Here is a 15,166-nt window from a genome sequence, read left to right on the forward strand (position 1 = left end):
CACGCCCAGATTTAACTGAGAGGTGCGGGGAATAATATCCCCCATCGACTCAACCAAGCTGTTGACAATCGACTCGTCACTTACTGGCAAAATATCTGTAATTTCAGCCCAACTGCCAATGCGAACAGTTTCAGGATGCCAGCCTGATGTTACTGGATAGACATTATTGGCGTATTCAGCTTTCAGCATGAAAGCTTGTTGATGTTCATAAGTAGGGTAAAGCAAAATTTGCTTGTGGGCAACTTGGAAATGTCCATTTCGTTCGTGGATACCGCCTTTGCGGAGCAACATAATTGTTTTGCCACTTTCCAAGGCATTTATGGCAACTGCCCATTCTTTAAGAGCATGAAAAGTTGTAGTCAATTCCATCGGCATCTACTGTAACTCTGATTTAATTTGAAGCTAAGACTGATAAAGTATGTACCTGTCCAAGGTAATGAATTAGGAAGCAGTTATGGAAAAGCGATCGCTAGGTACAAGTGAAGTCAAAATCACACCCATCCTCATGGGAACTTGGCAAGCTGGTAAAAGAATGTGGGTAGGAATTGAGGATGCTGACTCGATTAAAACTATTCGAGCCGCTTATGAAGCTGGGATCACAACAATTGATACTGCTGAAGTTTATGGTGAAGGACACTCAGAGCGAATTGTCGCTGAAGCTTTATCTGATGTACGCGATCGCGTAGAGTATGCCACGAAAGTTTTTGCTAATCATCTCAAGTATGAACAAGTAATTGAAGCTTGCGATCGTTCCCTAAGCAATCTGAAAACTGATTACATTGACCTTTACCAAATACATTGGCCCTCCGGCGCTTTCAATAGTGAAATAGTACCTATTGAAGAAACTATGAGCGCTCTTAACTCGCTCAAAGAGCAAGGTAAAATTCGAGCAATCGGTGTTTCCAATTTTTCTAGCGTCCAGTTAGCAGAAGCAGCAAGTTATGGACGTATTGATAGTTTACAACCACCCTATTCTTTATTCTGGAGACAGGTAGAACAAGATGCGTTGCCCTATTGTATCGAAAACAATATTTCTATCCTTGCTTATTCGCCTTTAGCGCAGGGGTTGTTAACAGGAAAATTTGCTCTTGGTCATAAATTTGACCCAACAGATAACCGTGCTAAAAATAAACTGTTTCAAGGCGAAAACTTTGAACGTGCCCAACAAGCGCTAGAAAAACTGCGTCCTATAGCCCTTCTTCATAATTGTACCCTTGCTCAGTTAGCTTTAGCCTGGTTAATTGCTCAACCCTAAACAAATGCGATCGCCGGAGGACGTTATCCCGAACAAGCATTAGATAACGCATTAGCCGCCAAAATCAAGCTTTCTACCGCCGAATTGGCAGAAATTGATGCCATTGGACGTATTGTTACTGACCATCTAGATGACAATCAGATTATGTGGAATTGATGACAATGCAGTTGGGTTAGCCATCCCGATCCCTCCAAGATCCCTTCAACTTTCTTAAAAAGAGAGCTAGGGATCAAATTTATAGCTTGATATTGCAAAATCTAACAAAACGTCAACTTTAGTAAACCAATGGCTGCAACTCACAATTTAAGTGATAATTTAAATACTAGGACACCAAACAAAATAAAACCAAACAAAAAGGGTCAATGACTTAGTGTCCCCTTGTCATCAGCCCAAGCAAAGTTCAGCATATCAAATGTGATATAAGTGGCAAAAAGTCTAATGTAGAAGGCAAAGCCAAATCCTAAAGCGGAAAAACGCAAGAATGCTGAGTTTGTTAGTTTTTTAGTCCACCCTAGTCATTAACCTTCAGTTAGTTAATTAGTTTAAAATTTGAAAGCTGTAAACTCGATAAAACCTGGTCAACCTCGACCAGGTTTTTGGTATTTTATTGTAATAGAATTTTCTCTGTACGGCAGGGATTGCCAGAATTAATGCTTGAGGAGCTATTTGTGAGACTAGGATAAGATTAACAAAAGATAGTGAATCTGCCCAATCAACCTAAACCTTTTGCTTAAGGTACTTCAGTTATTTTGCCAAAAAAACAAACCTATACAAGTAGGCTTGTTTTGTACAATATAAACTCAAATTAAGACTGTGGCTAATTTTCCAGCAGTGAATAAAATAAGACAGCAACATATCCTGCTTGGAGAATTTGATGAGAAAATATAGATTTTTAAATAAAATTGCTACAGCTATTATTATAGCTACACTTTCTTTTTCATGTAAGTCTTCTGTTAGCAGAAATGCAGAGCAGGCAAAAGCAACTGATAAACCGAAGCCACAACCAAATCTTGTCTATGGCGATTTAATTATTAAAGAACAATCAGATTATCTGATGATTCCTGTTGCTATTCCAGAGCAGAATACAGATAAAGGAATTGATTTAAGCCTTTCACGTTCTTATGAAAATCAAAGAAATAACCCATTGTATAACATCATCTTTTCTCAAAAACAAGGTGGTGAAGCTCATCTTTTATTAAATAAAAAAGCCATTATTACCTCCTTCGATTTATTGGAGGTGAAAGCGGCAGACAAGCCAACTACAAGAGTTTGGTTGTATAAAATAATTGACCAAGACACAAATACAGATAAAAAACTCAACGGCGAAGATGCTACTATTGGCTATCTTTCTGATTTATCAGGTAAGAATCTCCAGCAAATTACCCCAAATAATACTCGAATCATCAGTTGGGTTGTTGTTCCCAGTCAAAATGCGATTTTTCTAAAAATTATTAAAGATTCAGATAATGATAAAAAGTTTACAGAAGAAGACAAAACAAATTTTGTGAGGGTTAACCTCGATAAAATCGGTATGGGAACTGAAATTATTAGTGACCAAATAGAGCAAGAAATTAAATCTTACGTTTTTAAATAAGTTTGTAGTAAGCGTCTGGAGGCGCTTACTACAAACCTTTAATCCAATACGCTTGGGTTAAGGGTTATTGGTGTAGATAATTGGTTTTTCAAGACGCGATAAATCGCGTCTCTACATGAGGGCTTTGTTGCTCATTCTGAACTGTATTAACCTTTACAAAACCCAATCGCGTAAAAGTTGGTTTACTTTATCGGGTACTTCATCATGGGGACAATGACCTGCTGTTAAGAAATGCTCTGTCAATTCAGGACAATATTGGCGAAACTTTGGAGAACGTTCTCTAATATTCATCCACGGGTCAGCTTCTCCCCACAACATCAATAAAGGACAAGTTAATTGCTTTAGTAGTACATCAACTTTTTCCCCTTGAGGAGTGCTAAAAACTGAAACAAACACATCCAACGCACCCGGATCAAAAGCAGGACGAGAAATTTCTTCTACCAATTGGTCTGTAACTGCACTTTTATCAAGATATACCTTTTCTAAAGTTTGGCGAATTACCCAACGTTGTCGCACGTATTGAAATAACACAAACTGAGCTAAAGGTTGTTGAAACATCCACTTAACCGAGTCACCCAGTAATTTCTCTAAAGAAGAGGGTTGTTTGGGTGGCTGAATTTCGCTTTGCAAAGCTTCAGGTTCAGATGTAGGTTGGCTTTCACTAAAAGGCCCGGCACTATTGAGCAACACTAATCCAGCCGCACTGTCAGGACATTGGGCTGCAACACATAAGCAAGCATAACCACCAAGGGAATTACCTGCTAATACTGCTTTTTGACCAATCACTTCGCTGATAAAATCATGGAGTTGGTCGCGCCACAAGTCGCCACCATACTGCAATTTTGGTTTTGCCGATCGCCCGAATCCCAAAAGGTCGATCGCAAATACTTCAAAATCTTGACATAATCCTGTGATATTCTTGCGCCAGTGGTCTGTGGAAGCACCAAATCCATGTACCAAAAGCAAGGGCGGACGTTGGCTTTGTTTCTCTCCCGCACGCACATAGTAAACGTTGTGCCCGCGCCACTGCCAATATTTACCAGGGATTGGAGTTGTAGAGGAGGCTGTAGTTACCTGCATGATTTAAAGAAATGTTAAGTAGCTTTTAATAATTGTAAACTAGGTGCGGGAAATGGGGGCTGAAGACTAGGGACTGGGAAATGGGGACAAATGACAAATGACTAAAAAAATTACAGGCAAAACTAAACTACTAGGAGTCATTGGACATCCGGTGGAACATTCGCTGTCGCCAGTGATGCATAATGCTGCGATTGCACAATTAGGATTAGATTATATTTATCTGCCTTTTCCGATTGAACCACAGAATTTAGAAGTGGCGATCGCAGGTTTTGCGGCTGTTGGGGTTGTCGGCTTTAATGTGACAATACCTCATAAACAAGCAATCATCCCCCTACTCTCGGAAATTACACCCCTGGCTCAAACTATCGGAGCCGTGAATACTGTTAGCCGCCAAAATAACAAATGGGTAGGCACAAATACAGATATAGAAGGATTTATCGCCCCTTTGCAGACAACATATAAACAAGATTGGAGTCAGAAAGTAGCGGTAATTTTAGGCAATGGTGGTGCAGCAATAGCTGTTGTAGCAGGTTGTATTCAGCTAGGTTTTGCCCAAATTCATGTTGTTGGGCGCAATATGCAGAGATTACAAGAATTCCGCAATAGTTGGAGCAATTCAACCCTAGCTGAAAAATTCCAGGTTCATCAATGGGAAGAATTACCAAAGCTCATTCCTCAAGCAAATCTGCTGGTAAATACAACTCCGATTGGGATGTATCCCAAAGTCGATGAATCGCCTTTGAGTGTAGAAGAAATAGCAAATTTACCAACGGGTGCGATCGCTTACGATTTAATATATATTCCTAAACCAACGCAATTTCTCCAGCAGGCTGAAAAACAAGGCGCAATTGCGATCGATGGATTAGAAATGCTAGTCCAACAAGGGGTAGCAGCATTAAAAATCTGGTTGCATCTGGAAACTTTGCCTGTAGAGGTGATGCGCCAAGCCTTACAAAATCACCTGGGTTTAGAGGAGTGATGAAACTTATTACCCCCCTTAATCCCCCCGATGCATTGGGGGGAAACAAGAAATCCGGTTCCCTCCCCTTTCCAAGGGGAGGGTTAGGGTGGGGTAAAATTTAGCGTAAACTCAACCATTAACTAGATTCTCTACACTATCAGCATCATTTGGCAATGCGGCCGTTAACACTTCGCTGCCTTCTGTAGTAACTAAAACATCATCTTCAATGCGAATTCCCCGGACATCGGCGAATTCAGATAAACGCTGCCAATTCACGACATTCTGATATTTTGAACGGACATTAGCATCATTTAAAATTGCTGGTACTTGATAAAAACCAGGTTCAATTGTGACTAACATTCCTGGACGCAGTGGACGATTTAAACGCAGATAGCTTAAGCCAAAGCGATCGCTCCTTTCACGCCCCTCTTCATACCCAGCTAAATCGCCCAAATCTTCCATATCATGCACATCTAAACCCAGTAGATGACCAATACCATGAGGGAAAAACAGCGCGTGGGCATCGATTTCTACTAAATCTTGGGGATTTCCTTGTAAAATGCCTAACTCTACTAAACCTTCAGCGATCGCTGTAGCCGCTAGCAGGTGAATATCCCCATACTCTACACCAGGCTGGATTTTGGCAATGCAAGCATCATGGGCTGCCAACACCACATTATAAATATCTCTTTGGGTAGATGAAAACTTGCCCGAAACTGGCCAAGTACGAGTCACATCACCTGCCCAACCCATCTCAGTTTCAGCACCAACATCGGCAAGCAGTAAATCACCTGGTTGCAAACTATGGTGATAATGCTCGTTATGCAAAACTTCACCGTGAACAGTGACAATACTGTTGTAAGAGGTGGTCATATTATGGGCAATAATTACCCCTTCCATCGCTGCCCGAACTTCTGCTTCTAATTTGGCTTGGGGTGTTGCTGCCATCCCCGCTTTGTGAGCTTTGACAGTGACAGCCGCAGCTTTTCGCAACTCGGTTAATGCACCATCATCGTGGGTAAGGCGGATTGAAACGATCGCCTTAGCTAACTCCAAGTCAATTCCTTGGGGAGGGCTTTGTGGTAAAATCCATCTATTTAATAGCTGCGATTGCTGCGTCCAAGTAGCTGCATCTTGGACAGCAAGTGTAGCGGCATCTTCCAGCCAAGACTCTAATTCTGCCATTGGTCGAGCCACATCCGCCCCAATCTTCTCAGCTATTTCCTCGCGCGTTGGCATTTCTCCATGCCAAAGAGCGCTACTGGGTGACGGATCGTCGATGAATAGTTCTAGCTTACCCGCTTCTAGACGAATTGCCGCCTTTGGTAATGGCAGTCCGGCAAAATAGAGGAAATGACTGTTAGCACGAAACGGAAAGGAATTTGCCGGAAAGTTGCGCGGATTATTGCTACCTGACCACAGAATTGCGGGAAAATCAATCAGCTTGGCTAGTTGTTGCCGTCGGTGGCGTAAAGTCTCGCCGAGGGAAGTAGAAGTTTGTGGGATAAGCATAAATGTAAACTCAAAGAAAAGGATAAAGGTGATGGTTTTGCCTTTATTTAGTCGTTATCGTCTTTATCGTCATCTTTTTTATCATTTTTGCGATCGCCATTTTTGTCGTCACCATCTTTATCGTCGTCATCTTTGTCGTTCTGCTGAGGCTGTTGGTTAGGTTGTAAGACTGGTTTTTGTTGCTCTGTTGGTGCAGGTGGCTGCGGTACTTCAACAACACAACTAACTAATCCTCCAGAAATTAGCGCTAAGTTGACAGCAGCAAAGATGCTTCTGAAGATTTTTATCCTCACGTTTTCGGTTTGCTTTAACATTGACTCTAGTTTTTGGAGATTGTATTCCTAATTTCTAAGGTACTGTATATAGTGGTTCTCATTAAACAAGTAGGGGCACACCGCGCTCTTACACCTTGCTACTGATAAATATATTGCTGTCTAACTTTCAAGGTGATTCTATCTAATGGGACAAATCATTACTCAGGTTGATGCTTTTACCAATACACCTTTTGCAGGTAATCCTGCTGCTGTCTGTGTTTTGCCTACTCCCCAAGATGAGCGCTGGATGCAAAACGTGGCGCAGGAGATGAATTTATCTGAAACAGCTTTTCTAGTTAGACAGGATGATGGCTTTAATCTGCGTTGGTTTACGCCCACGGTAGAAGTGCCGCTTTGTGGTCACGCAACTTTAGCTAGTGCCCATGTACTTTGGTCAGAGGGACATTTATCACCCGATGAAGTTGCACGTTTTTATACCAAGAGTGGAGTGCTGATTGCTAAATTGCAAGGTGAGTGGATTGAGTTAGATTTTCCCGTGAATCACTCACAAGAAGCGATCGCACCTCCAGAACTGGGCCAAGCTTTGGGTGTACCCTACAAATCTGTCTTGCAGAATTCACTAGGTTATCTAGTGGAATTGGAATCTGAAGAATTGGTGCGTCAAATACAGCCTAATTTTCAACTACTCAAAACGTTGCCTGTTTCTGATGTCATTGTCACCAGCCTCACTGACTCTGATTCTCAATATGATTTCGTCTCTCGCTTCTTTGCACCGGGATTAGGTATTAATGAAGACCCAGTTACAGGCGCGGCTCATTGCTGTCTCGCTTCCTTCTGGCGCGATCGCTTGCACAAAAATGAATTTTTGGCTTATCAAGCATCCAGTCGCGGTGGCGTGGTGAAGGTGTATTATGACGGAGGCGATCGCGTCTTTCTCGGTGGACAAGCGGTAACTGTATTGCGAGGTGAGTTATTTACCGCATCAACTTAATATTACAAATCAATAATATCTGGCAAAAACTCACCATCAAGAACTTGGGCAATGGAATAAGGACATTCCACTGGAAACGTATTTATTGGTAGTTCAGTTTCATTACTAGCAGCTTTCAATCCCCGATGATAGCACTGGGCTAAAACTTCTTCTGGATAAGACTTGAGGCTGGGACTCTCTTGCAGTAAATCTGCAATTTTGTAGCGCTGCTCATCAATCGTATTTCGCCAAGAGCCACTCCGCAAACTAGATTGATATTGCCACTTGAGCAAATGCTGTAATAATACTTCCAAACGGCTTTTCAACTCTCGTCGTTCTGACCGTCCTAAGCTTTCAATCTCCTCAATCACAGCATCCCAGTCTACTTGTCCAAATTGTCCAGCACGAATGAGTTGTACAGTTTTTTCTGTCCATGCTGCAAAGTCTGTTTCATACAACTGGGCTGCACTTTTCGGAATCTCGGTCATGAGCTTTTTGCAATCTACCGTATACTAGCTAAATTGGAGATACTGTACGCCCATTTTAACGTCAAGGAAGCTTTTGCAAGTGAGGTGAAAAAATGGCAACCGTGTTTGATAACATAGCTCTCCAGTTTCAAAAACTTAATAAATTGCCTTATCGCTTGTATGGTGAGGCATATACATACTTAAATTTAATCGGAGATGTTGCCGGGAAATCAATCCTCGATCTAGCTTGTGGAGAAGGATTTTTCACACGATTGCTCAAACAGAATGGCGCTGCACGTTTGGTTGGTGTAGATATTTCCTCAGAAATGATCAAATTGGCAAGACTTGAAGAAGCCTCTGTTCCACTTGAAATTGAATATATCATCGGTGATGTCATGGAAATTGGTTCTATTGGCAGCTTCGATCTTGTGGTAGTCTCCTACTTGCTGAATTGCGCTGCAACTAAAGAGCAACTACTCGAAATGTGTCAGGCTATAGCAATTCATCTGAAACCTGGTGGTCGATTCGTCAGTTTGAACAATAATTTAGAAATGCTTCCAGAGTTTTATCATAAACATGAGAAATATGGCATTGCTAGGAGATGTGCCCAGTCGCTCAAGGAAGGTACGCCCATAACCTTAACATTGAGCATTCCTGATGACGGTGAGTCTATCAGTATTGATAACTACTACCTCAGCAAAGCGACTTATGAATGGGCCTTGATGAGTGCTGGTTTTAAAGAGATCCACTGGCATCATCCAACAGTCTCTCCCAAAGGCATAGAGAAATTTGGCTCCGAGTTCTGGCAGGATTACATTGACTATCCCGATATGATAGGCATTACCTGCCTAAAATAGCTGTCAATGCAGTTGGTTAGAGGCTGTTAGGCAGTTTTGCAAGATATTTAATGTTTGTTAGGCGACACAATCGCATTGTTAGGTGACACAATCGCATTGTTAGGCGAAACAATCGCATTGTTAGGTGGCACAATCGTATTGTTAGGCGAAACAATCGTATTGTCAGGCGAAACAATCGTATTGTCAGGCGAAACAATCGTATTGTCAGGCGAAACAATTGCATTGTCAGGCGAAACAATCGCATTGTCAGGCGAAACAATCGTATTGCAGAAGATTGAGTTAAAATCGCGCGTCAATACAAACACTAAACCGCAAAAGCATAATTTTGCGAAGAAACAACTGTCACAATATTTAAACAAGCCTATATTTTTATTTCAACAATGTCTGCTAAACACAAAGATAGTAGAACTACTATCCAATCTCGTGATTGGCCAATTGAGGAATTACCTGGACTGAGCCACGAGGAACAATCTCAACTCCAAAATTGTGGGATTACTAGCACAGTAACCTTAGTTAAACAAGGGAAAACTCTAGAGTCAAGACTAGCGTTAGCAAATAAACTACAGATTCATCTTCAGTATGTAAATAAATGGATGGCTTTAGCTGACTTGGCGCGTATTCCCAGTGTCGGGACACAATATTGTGGTTTATTGCTTCATGCAGGTATTGGTTCTGTAGTGCAGTTAGCTCAAACTCCCACTCACAGATTGCACCAACAAATTATGCGCTTGCAGGTAGCAACAATGCAGCGCCGAGATTTGTGTCCAGCAATTGAGCTAGTACAACAATGGAGCCAGCAAGCGAAAACAATCATTAGTTAGGAGTTAGGAGTTAGGAGTGAGGAGTTAAAACTCATAATTCATAACTCATAACTCATAACTCCTCACTCTTTAACCAAGACACCATTAAGGAAGATATCAGCGAGTCCTTCCGCCATTTCCTGCATTTGTTGGGGAGAGGCATCAGGTTCGATGATAGTGTTATTGGAAAAACCTGCGATCGCAAACATTCCTAAGAAAACTTTTGCAACTAGCTTCGCGTCTCCTTGACGATAAATACCTTTATCCATCGCTGTTTGAAAGAATGCTTCGCCGACATCAGTCATTTTGGTAATGACTTCTAATTGAATGCGATCGCGCAAATCAGGGTGAAATTGCACCTCCATAAAACAAACACGCATCAAATCGGCATTTTTTTGAAAATTCCACATCCGACGGCGCATCACCTGAGCAACGGCTTTATAGCTGCCCATTTCACTTAATTCTGTGAGCAAATCTGTCAGAATCTCTACCCAGCCACTCGTGGCTACTTCCACTAAAATTGCTTTTTTATTCGGAAAATGACGAAATAGAGTACCTTCAGCTATACCTGCCGCTTGTGCTAAGTCGCGGGTGGTAGTACCGTCAAATCCCTGAGAGGCAAACAACCGTTGCGCTGCCTGTAAAATCCGGGTGCGCGTCTGAACCTCTGAGGGCGGGGAAGAATTAAAAACTCGCATAACAGTTATGGTTAGATATCCGTAACAAGACTTGTAGCATTATTGTCTAATGTCAAGTGCAAAGAGCCACTGAAAGCTTAATACAAGATTAACGCTCTTTTGCTAAGTATCCTGTTATTTAGGTAATGTAACTTTATCTTAATTTTCGCTTATGAACCAGAGCAGTCGATCAATTTTAGATTTTAGATTGGGGATTTTGGATTGGTCAGATCAAGTATCTGTGATATTGCGGCGGTTGTTTATCACTTTGTTGGCTTTTAGTATTCTCTGGTGGGGATTACTACCAGAAGTTGCTCTAGCTCAAACTCAGACGGCATCTCCTCCTCAAGAAGCCAAAACTCAAACTCCACCAGTTCAAAGTTCAATCCAACCTTATCTCGATCGAGTTATTAAGCAATTAACGGAGTTTCGCCTCGACAATGGTTTGAAATTCATTGTTTTGGAACGGCATCAAGCGCCCGTGGTTTCTTTTCTTACTTATGCGAATGTGGGTGGTGTGGATGAGCCAGATGGTAAAACTGGTGTAGCTCACTTTTTGGAACATTTGGCGTTTAAAGGCACAACGCGCATTGGTACACAAGATTACAAAAAAGAAAAACCGCTATTAGATACCTTAGAGCAGTTGAATGCTCAAATTAAAGCAGCGAAAGCCGATGGCAAAAAAGCTGAGGTTGCGCGGTTAGAAACTGAGTTTAAACAAGTGGAATTGCAAGCAGGAAAGCTAGTCAAGCAAAATGAATTGGGGCAAATTGTTGAACAAGCGGGAGGTGTGGGTTTAAATGCCAATACTTCTACTGAAGCCACTCGTTATTTTTACAGCTTTCCTGCCAATAAGCTAGAACTTTGGATGTCGTTGGAGTCGGAACGATTTCTCGATCCGGTAATTCGTCGTGAGTTTTATAAAGAGAAAGATGTAATTTTAGAAGAACGACGGATGCGGGTGGAAAATTCACCCATTGGACAGATGGTGGAAAAATTTGTTGATACTGCTTACAAAGCTCATCCCTACAGGCGTCCGGTGATTGGTTATGACCAAGATATTCGCAATCTGACACCAGAAGATGTCCAAAAGTTTTTTGATACTCACTACGTACCAAGTAATTTAGCGATCGCTATTGTCGGAGATGTCAATCCCACTCAGGTGAAAAAACTGGCGCAAACTTATTTTGGCCGCTTTCAAGCCAAAACCAAAGCTGTTGAAGAAATTCCGGTGGAACCGCCACAACAACAAACGCGGGAAGTTACTTTACAGCTATCTTCTCAACCTTGGTATTTAGAAGGTTATCATCGTCCGGCGATTACTCATCCAGATAATGCCATCTATGAAATCATTGGCAGTTTATTAAGTGATGGGCGCACGTCGCGGCTATATAAATCTTTGGTAGAAAAGCAGCGATTGGCGCTAAATGCTCAAGGTTACAGTGGATTTCCTGGAGATAAGTATCCAAACCTGATCTTTTTCTATGCTCTCACAGCTCCTGGTCATACAGTTGATGAGTTGGCGGTGGCTTTGCGTCAAGAAATTGACAAATTAAAAACTGAGCCTGTAGCGGCGGCTGATTTGCAACGGGTGAAAACTCAAGCACGGGCGGGTTTGTTACGTACTCTCGATTCCAATATGGGCATGGCTCAACAATTGTTGGAATATGAGGTGAAAACTGGCTCTTGGCGGAATTTGTTTAAGCAGTTGGATGATATTTCGGCGGTGACGACGGCTGATATTCAGCGAGTGGCAAAGGAGACTTTTACGCCAGGAAATCGCACGATTGGTAAGTTGTTGTCGAAAGAAGCTTAAGAGAAACGAACCGCAAAGGGCGCAAAGGAAGAGAGATATGCAGAGGTATAAGGTGAAGAGTAAAAGGCGGATGGCGTTGAAAATTCAAAATAGGAAGGGGCTGATTTATGCTTTGGTTGCTGTTTTTGCGTGTTTACTTTTAACTTGTAATTTTTCTTTAGCGGCGACGGCTGAGGCGAAACATTACACAGAATTACAGCTACCACCGCTACCTGAGATTAAGTTACCCAAGTATGAGCGGCTTGTGCTGCAAAATGGCTTGGTTGTGTATTTAATGGAAGATCATGAGTTACCGTTGGTGAATGGTACAGCGTTTGTACGGACAGGGAATCGCTTGGAACCAATGGAGAAAGTTGGGTTGGCTGGTTTTACAGGCGCGGTAATGCGAACTGGAGGAACTAAGAAGCATTCGCCTGATGAACTCAACGAGATATTGGAACAACGGGCAGCATCTGTGGAAGTTGGTATTAGTGAAGCTTCTGGTAGTGCTAGCTTTGACGCCCTCAGTGAAGATTTAGAAACAGTGTTTGGGCTGTTTGCGGAGGTACTGCGATCGCCTGTATTTGCTCAAGAAAAGCTAGACTTGGCTAAGACACAAGCCAAAGGTGGCATTGCCCGTCGTAATGATAATCCAGATGGGATTGCTAGTCGGGAATTTAAAAAATTGATCTACGGGAAAGATAGCCCTTATGCTCGCACGATAGAGTATGCAACGGTGGATAAGGTTGAGCGTGAGGATTTGATCAAGTTTTATCAGCAATATTTCCACCCCAATAATATGATTTTGGGGATTGTGGGTGATTTTGATGCTAAGAAAATGCGATCGCTCATTCAAGCTAAGTTTGGCGATTGGCAGCGTAACCCAGGTATTGCTAAACCCACATTACCAAAGGTTTTGCCAGCTAATACAGGTGGAGTCTTTTTTGTCAATCAGCCACAACTAACCCAAAGTAGTGTGCTTATCGGGCATTTAGGCGGACGTTTCGACAATCCCGATTACGCGGCGCTGGATGTATTGAATGGAGTGTTAAATGGATTTGGTGGACGCTTATTTAATGAAGTGCGATCGCGTCAAGGTTTAGCTTACTCTGTCTACGGCCAGTGGAGTCCCCGCTACGATTATCCTGGCATATTTATTGCAGGTGGACAAACGCGATCGGATGCTACCGTCCAGTTTGTCAAAGCCTTACAAGCTGAAATCAAGCGCACCCAAACTCAAAGAGTCACAGCAAAAGAACTGGCTTTTGCCAAAGAGTCTACACTCAACTCCTTTGTGTTCAACTTTGAAGATCCCAGCCAAACCTTATCACGGTTGATGCGATACGAATATTACGGCTATCCTGCTGATTTTCTCTTTCGCTATCAAAAAGCCGTCGCCGCCACTACAGCAGCCGATGTCCAACGGGTAGCACGAGAATACCTCAAGCCAGAAAAGATTGTGACTTTAGTAGTGGGGAATCAAACCGCCATTCAACCGCCATTGACACAGCTAGCTAAACAGGTGACACCAATAGATGTAACGATTCCTGGTTCGCAGCCACAGGCGAAGAATTAATAGCGTAGATAGGTAGATACTCAGTATCTAAATAAAATCGCAAGGCTCAGATCCCCGACTTCTCTAAGAATTCGGGGATCTTGTTGTTCAAATAATTTTCTTCATTATCGGGAAATGATAGAGAACAAATTGGAGTAACAAGTAGAAACTAAATCAGGAACCAAAACCTCTGGAGTTGCCAGAGGTTTTTTCTTTACTTTATTAATCTTTTTCGGAGCGATCGCTCCAGCATACACTTCTATAAAGCAATACGCTTGGGTTAAGCATTTTTTTCCTCTCTCTGTTCCCTCTGTGCCTCTGCGGTAGCCTGCGGCAAGCCGCTGACGCTCCTTCGTCGCTACCGCTTCGCTAATGCGTCTACGTTAAAAAAATTGATTTTGATAAAGAGTTTTAGCCTTAACTGAACCGTATTGTTCTATAAAGGGCTTCTTTAAGCAAGCTATGTCTAACGACAACCTGCGGTATATCTGAGAATCTAGCGATGAAGCAGCAAAAATTGTCGCAGCGAATTATTTAACTAGAGTAAGCTAAATTTAGGTTTTAGCTACTGGGAGCGAAGATGATGTTGTTGGAATTAAAGCGCATCCATGTTCCACCAGGACAAAGAGTGCTACTACGAGATGTAACCTGGCAGGAATTGGAAGCAATTCTAGAGGATTTAGGGGAACACCGAGCAGCACGAATTGCTTATGACAGGGGAATACTGGAGATTATGGCACCACTGCCAGAACATGAATATGACAAAGAAATTATTGGTGATTTAGTCAAAGCGCTTCTAGAAGAGTTGAGTACTGAATTCATCAGCCTTGGTTCTACCACTTTCAAAAACCAAGCAATGGCTCAAGGTATAGAACCCGATCAGTGTTTTTATATAAAAAATGAATCTAAGATTCGCGGCAAGAAGCGGCTAGATTTAGCAGTAGATCCTCCTCTAGATTTAGCTCTAGAAATTGATATTACTTCTCGGACTCATCCTAATATTTATGAAGCGCTAAAAGTGCCTGAGCTTTGGCGTTTTGATCGAGGGAAGCTCCAAATTAATGTTTTGCAAGACGGACATTATGTAGAATCTCAACAAAGCCTAAATTTTCCTAGATTCCCACTAATTGAAGCAATTCCCCAATATCTAGAGCAAAGTACAACAGCAGGTAGAAATGCAACGCTCAAGGCTTTTCGTCTTTGGGTACAAAAACAGATACAACAGCAATAACTTATGCTGTCACCAGAATTCACAACATACAGCGGATTTCAAGTTAGCGAAGTATATAACCTAGTCTACCGCAAAGCATAAATAAATACATTTGTATAACCCAAAACCCAGATGTAGAGACGCGATTTATCGCGTCT

Annotated in this window: 15 protein-coding genes and 1 pseudogene; 9 read left to right on the forward strand and 7 right to left on the reverse strand. The window is 42.1% G+C overall.

Annotated features, from left to right (window positions below):
* The coding region (locus HWQ42_RS26155) for a DUF1802 family protein (RefSeq protein ID WP_292817117.1) at positions 1-375 on the reverse strand (375 nt) is incomplete at its 3' end.
* A 79-nt stretch (positions 376-454) separates the two neighbouring features.
* Here HWQ42_RS26155 and HWQ42_RS26160 point away from each other — a divergent pair.
* Positions 455-1,411 (forward strand): annotated as a pseudogene (locus HWQ42_RS26160) (aldo/keto reductase).
* Positions 1,412-2,129: 718 nt separating this feature from the next.
* Entirely contained in the window at positions 2,130-2,849 is a 720-nt protein-coding gene (locus tag HWQ42_RS26165) for a hypothetical protein (protein ID WP_292817118.1), read from the forward strand.
* Positions 2,850-3,002: 153 nt separating this feature from the next.
* Here HWQ42_RS26165 and HWQ42_RS26170 read toward each other — a convergent pair whose 3' ends face one another.
* On the reverse strand, positions 3,003-3,929 hold the full coding sequence (locus tag HWQ42_RS26170; RefSeq protein WP_292817119.1) for an alpha/beta fold hydrolase: 927 nt from the start codon (positions 3,927-3,929) through the stop codon (positions 3,003-3,005).
* Between the two features lie 97 nt (positions 3,930-4,026).
* On the opposite strand from HWQ42_RS26170, the gene HWQ42_RS26175 reads away from it, so the two are divergent.
* Entirely contained in the window at positions 4,027-4,908 is an 882-nt protein-coding gene (locus HWQ42_RS26175) for a shikimate dehydrogenase (protein ID WP_292817120.1), read from the forward strand.
* Between the two features lie 111 nt (positions 4,909-5,019).
* Here the strand turns inward: HWQ42_RS26175 and HWQ42_RS26180 are convergent, their stop codons facing one another.
* Both HWQ42_RS26180 and HWQ42_RS26185 read right to left on the reverse strand, forming a co-directional pair.
* The gene (locus HWQ42_RS26180; protein ID WP_292817121.1) at positions 5,020-6,402 is read right to left on the reverse strand and encodes an aminopeptidase P family protein; all 1,383 of its coding nucleotides are present in this window, start codon (positions 6,400-6,402) and stop codon (positions 5,020-5,022) included.
* Between the two features lie 47 nt (positions 6,403-6,449).
* The gene (locus HWQ42_RS26185; protein ID WP_292817122.1) at positions 6,450-6,716 is read right to left on the reverse strand and encodes a hypothetical protein; all 267 of its coding nucleotides are present in this window, start codon (positions 6,714-6,716) and stop codon (positions 6,450-6,452) included.
* Between the two features lie 145 nt (positions 6,717-6,861).
* Between HWQ42_RS26185 and HWQ42_RS26190 the strand changes: the two genes are divergently transcribed.
* Positions 6,862-7,668, forward strand: a complete 807-nt coding sequence (locus tag HWQ42_RS26190) for a PhzF family phenazine biosynthesis protein (RefSeq protein WP_292817123.1) — start codon at positions 6,862-6,864, stop codon at positions 7,666-7,668.
* A 2-nt stretch (positions 7,669-7,670) separates the two neighbouring features.
* On the opposite strand, the gene HWQ42_RS26195 is transcribed toward HWQ42_RS26190, so the two are convergent.
* Positions 7,671-8,135 carry a DUF29 domain-containing protein gene (locus HWQ42_RS26195; RefSeq protein ID WP_292817125.1) on the reverse strand — a complete coding sequence of 155 codons (465 nt, stop codon included), beginning with the start codon at positions 8,133-8,135 and terminating at the stop codon, positions 7,671-7,673.
* A 92-nt stretch (positions 8,136-8,227) separates the two neighbouring features.
* Between HWQ42_RS26195 and HWQ42_RS26200 the strand changes: the two genes are divergently transcribed.
* Entirely contained in the window at positions 8,228-8,971 is a 744-nt protein-coding gene (locus HWQ42_RS26200; RefSeq protein WP_292817127.1) for a class I SAM-dependent methyltransferase, read from the forward strand.
* A 47-nt stretch (positions 8,972-9,018) separates the two neighbouring features.
* On the opposite strand, the gene HWQ42_RS35630 is transcribed toward HWQ42_RS26200, so the two are convergent.
* Positions 9,019-9,276: a hypothetical protein gene (locus HWQ42_RS35630; protein WP_367119068.1), complete on the reverse strand. Its 258-nt coding sequence runs from the start codon at positions 9,274-9,276 to the stop codon at positions 9,019-9,021.
* A 75-nt stretch (positions 9,277-9,351) separates the two neighbouring features.
* On the opposite strand from HWQ42_RS35630, the gene HWQ42_RS26205 reads away from it, so the two are divergent.
* Positions 9,352-9,792: a DUF4332 domain-containing protein gene (locus HWQ42_RS26205; protein ID WP_292740807.1), complete on the forward strand. Its 441-nt coding sequence runs from the start codon at positions 9,352-9,354 to the stop codon at positions 9,790-9,792.
* A gap of 62 nt (positions 9,793-9,854) precedes the next feature.
* Here the strand turns inward: HWQ42_RS26205 and HWQ42_RS26210 are convergent, their stop codons facing one another.
* Positions 9,855-10,469, reverse strand: coding sequence for a TetR/AcrR family transcriptional regulator (locus tag HWQ42_RS26210; protein WP_292817129.1), 615 nt, complete (start codon positions 10,467-10,469; stop codon positions 9,855-9,857).
* A 151-nt stretch (positions 10,470-10,620) separates the two neighbouring features.
* Here HWQ42_RS26210 and HWQ42_RS26215 point away from each other — a divergent pair, with 151 nt between their 5' ends.
* From HWQ42_RS26215 to HWQ42_RS26225, 3 genes are all read left to right on the forward strand, one after another.
* On the forward strand, positions 10,621-12,264 hold the full coding sequence (locus HWQ42_RS26215; RefSeq protein WP_292817130.1) for a pitrilysin family protein: 1,644 nt from the start codon (positions 10,621-10,623) through the stop codon (positions 12,262-12,264).
* 37 nt (positions 12,265-12,301) lie between these two features.
* Positions 12,302-13,819: a pitrilysin family protein gene (locus HWQ42_RS26220; protein ID WP_292817131.1), complete on the forward strand. Its 1,518-nt coding sequence runs from the start codon at positions 12,302-12,304 to the stop codon at positions 13,817-13,819.
* Positions 13,820-14,381: 562 nt separating this feature from the next.
* Complete coding sequence (locus HWQ42_RS26225) at positions 14,382-15,029, forward strand: Uma2 family endonuclease (RefSeq protein ID WP_292817300.1); 648 nt, start codon at positions 14,382-14,384, stop codon at positions 15,027-15,029.
* Positions 15,030-15,166: the final 137 nt, after the last annotated feature.

This window comes from Nostoc sp. JL23 (genome assembly GCF_017115065.1).
GTDB lineage: Bacteria > Cyanobacteriota > Cyanobacteriia > Cyanobacteriales > Nostocaceae > Nostoc > Nostoc punctiforme_A.

What these genes read in the sequence shown, in the direction of transcription:
- HWQ42_RS26195 (WP_292817125.1), bottom strand. Translation starts at nt 8,135, where the DNA reads ATGACCGAGATTCCGAAAAGTGCAGCCCAGTTGTATGAAACAGACTTT.
- HWQ42_RS26185 (WP_292817122.1), bottom strand. Translation starts at nt 6,716, where the DNA reads ATGTTAAAGCAAACCGAAAACGTGAGGATAAAAATCTTCAGAAGCATC.
- HWQ42_RS26200 (WP_292817127.1), top strand. Translation starts at nt 8,228, where the DNA reads ATGGCAACCGTGTTTGATAACATAGCTCTCCAGTTTCAAAAACTTAAT.
- HWQ42_RS26165 (WP_292817118.1), top strand. Translation starts at nt 2,130, where the DNA reads ATGAGAAAATATAGATTTTTAAATAAAATTGCTACAGCTATTATTATA.
- HWQ42_RS26225 (WP_292817300.1), top strand. Translation starts at nt 14,382, where the DNA reads ATGTTGTTGGAATTAAAGCGCATCCATGTTCCACCAGGACAAAGAGTG.
- HWQ42_RS26170 (WP_292817119.1), bottom strand. Translation starts at nt 3,929, where the DNA reads ATGCAGGTAACTACAGCCTCCTCTACAACTCCAATCCCTGGTAAATAT.
- HWQ42_RS26210 (WP_292817129.1), bottom strand. Translation starts at nt 10,469, where the DNA reads ATGCGAGTTTTTAATTCTTCCCCGCCCTCAGAGGTTCAGACGCGCACC.
- HWQ42_RS26190 (WP_292817123.1), top strand. Translation starts at nt 6,862, where the DNA reads ATGGGACAAATCATTACTCAGGTTGATGCTTTTACCAATACACCTTTT.
- HWQ42_RS26205 (WP_292740807.1), top strand. Translation starts at nt 9,352, where the DNA reads ATGTCTGCTAAACACAAAGATAGTAGAACTACTATCCAATCTCGTGAT.
- HWQ42_RS26175 (WP_292817120.1), top strand. Translation starts at nt 4,027, where the DNA reads ATGACTAAAAAAATTACAGGCAAAACTAAACTACTAGGAGTCATTGGA.
- HWQ42_RS26180 (WP_292817121.1), bottom strand. Translation starts at nt 6,402, where the DNA reads ATGCTTATCCCACAAACTTCTACTTCCCTCGGCGAGACTTTACGCCAC.
- HWQ42_RS26220 (WP_292817131.1), top strand. Translation starts at nt 12,302, where the DNA reads ATGCAGAGGTATAAGGTGAAGAGTAAAAGGCGGATGGCGTTGAAAATT.
- HWQ42_RS26215 (WP_292817130.1), top strand. Translation starts at nt 10,621, where the DNA reads ATGAACCAGAGCAGTCGATCAATTTTAGATTTTAGATTGGGGATTTTG.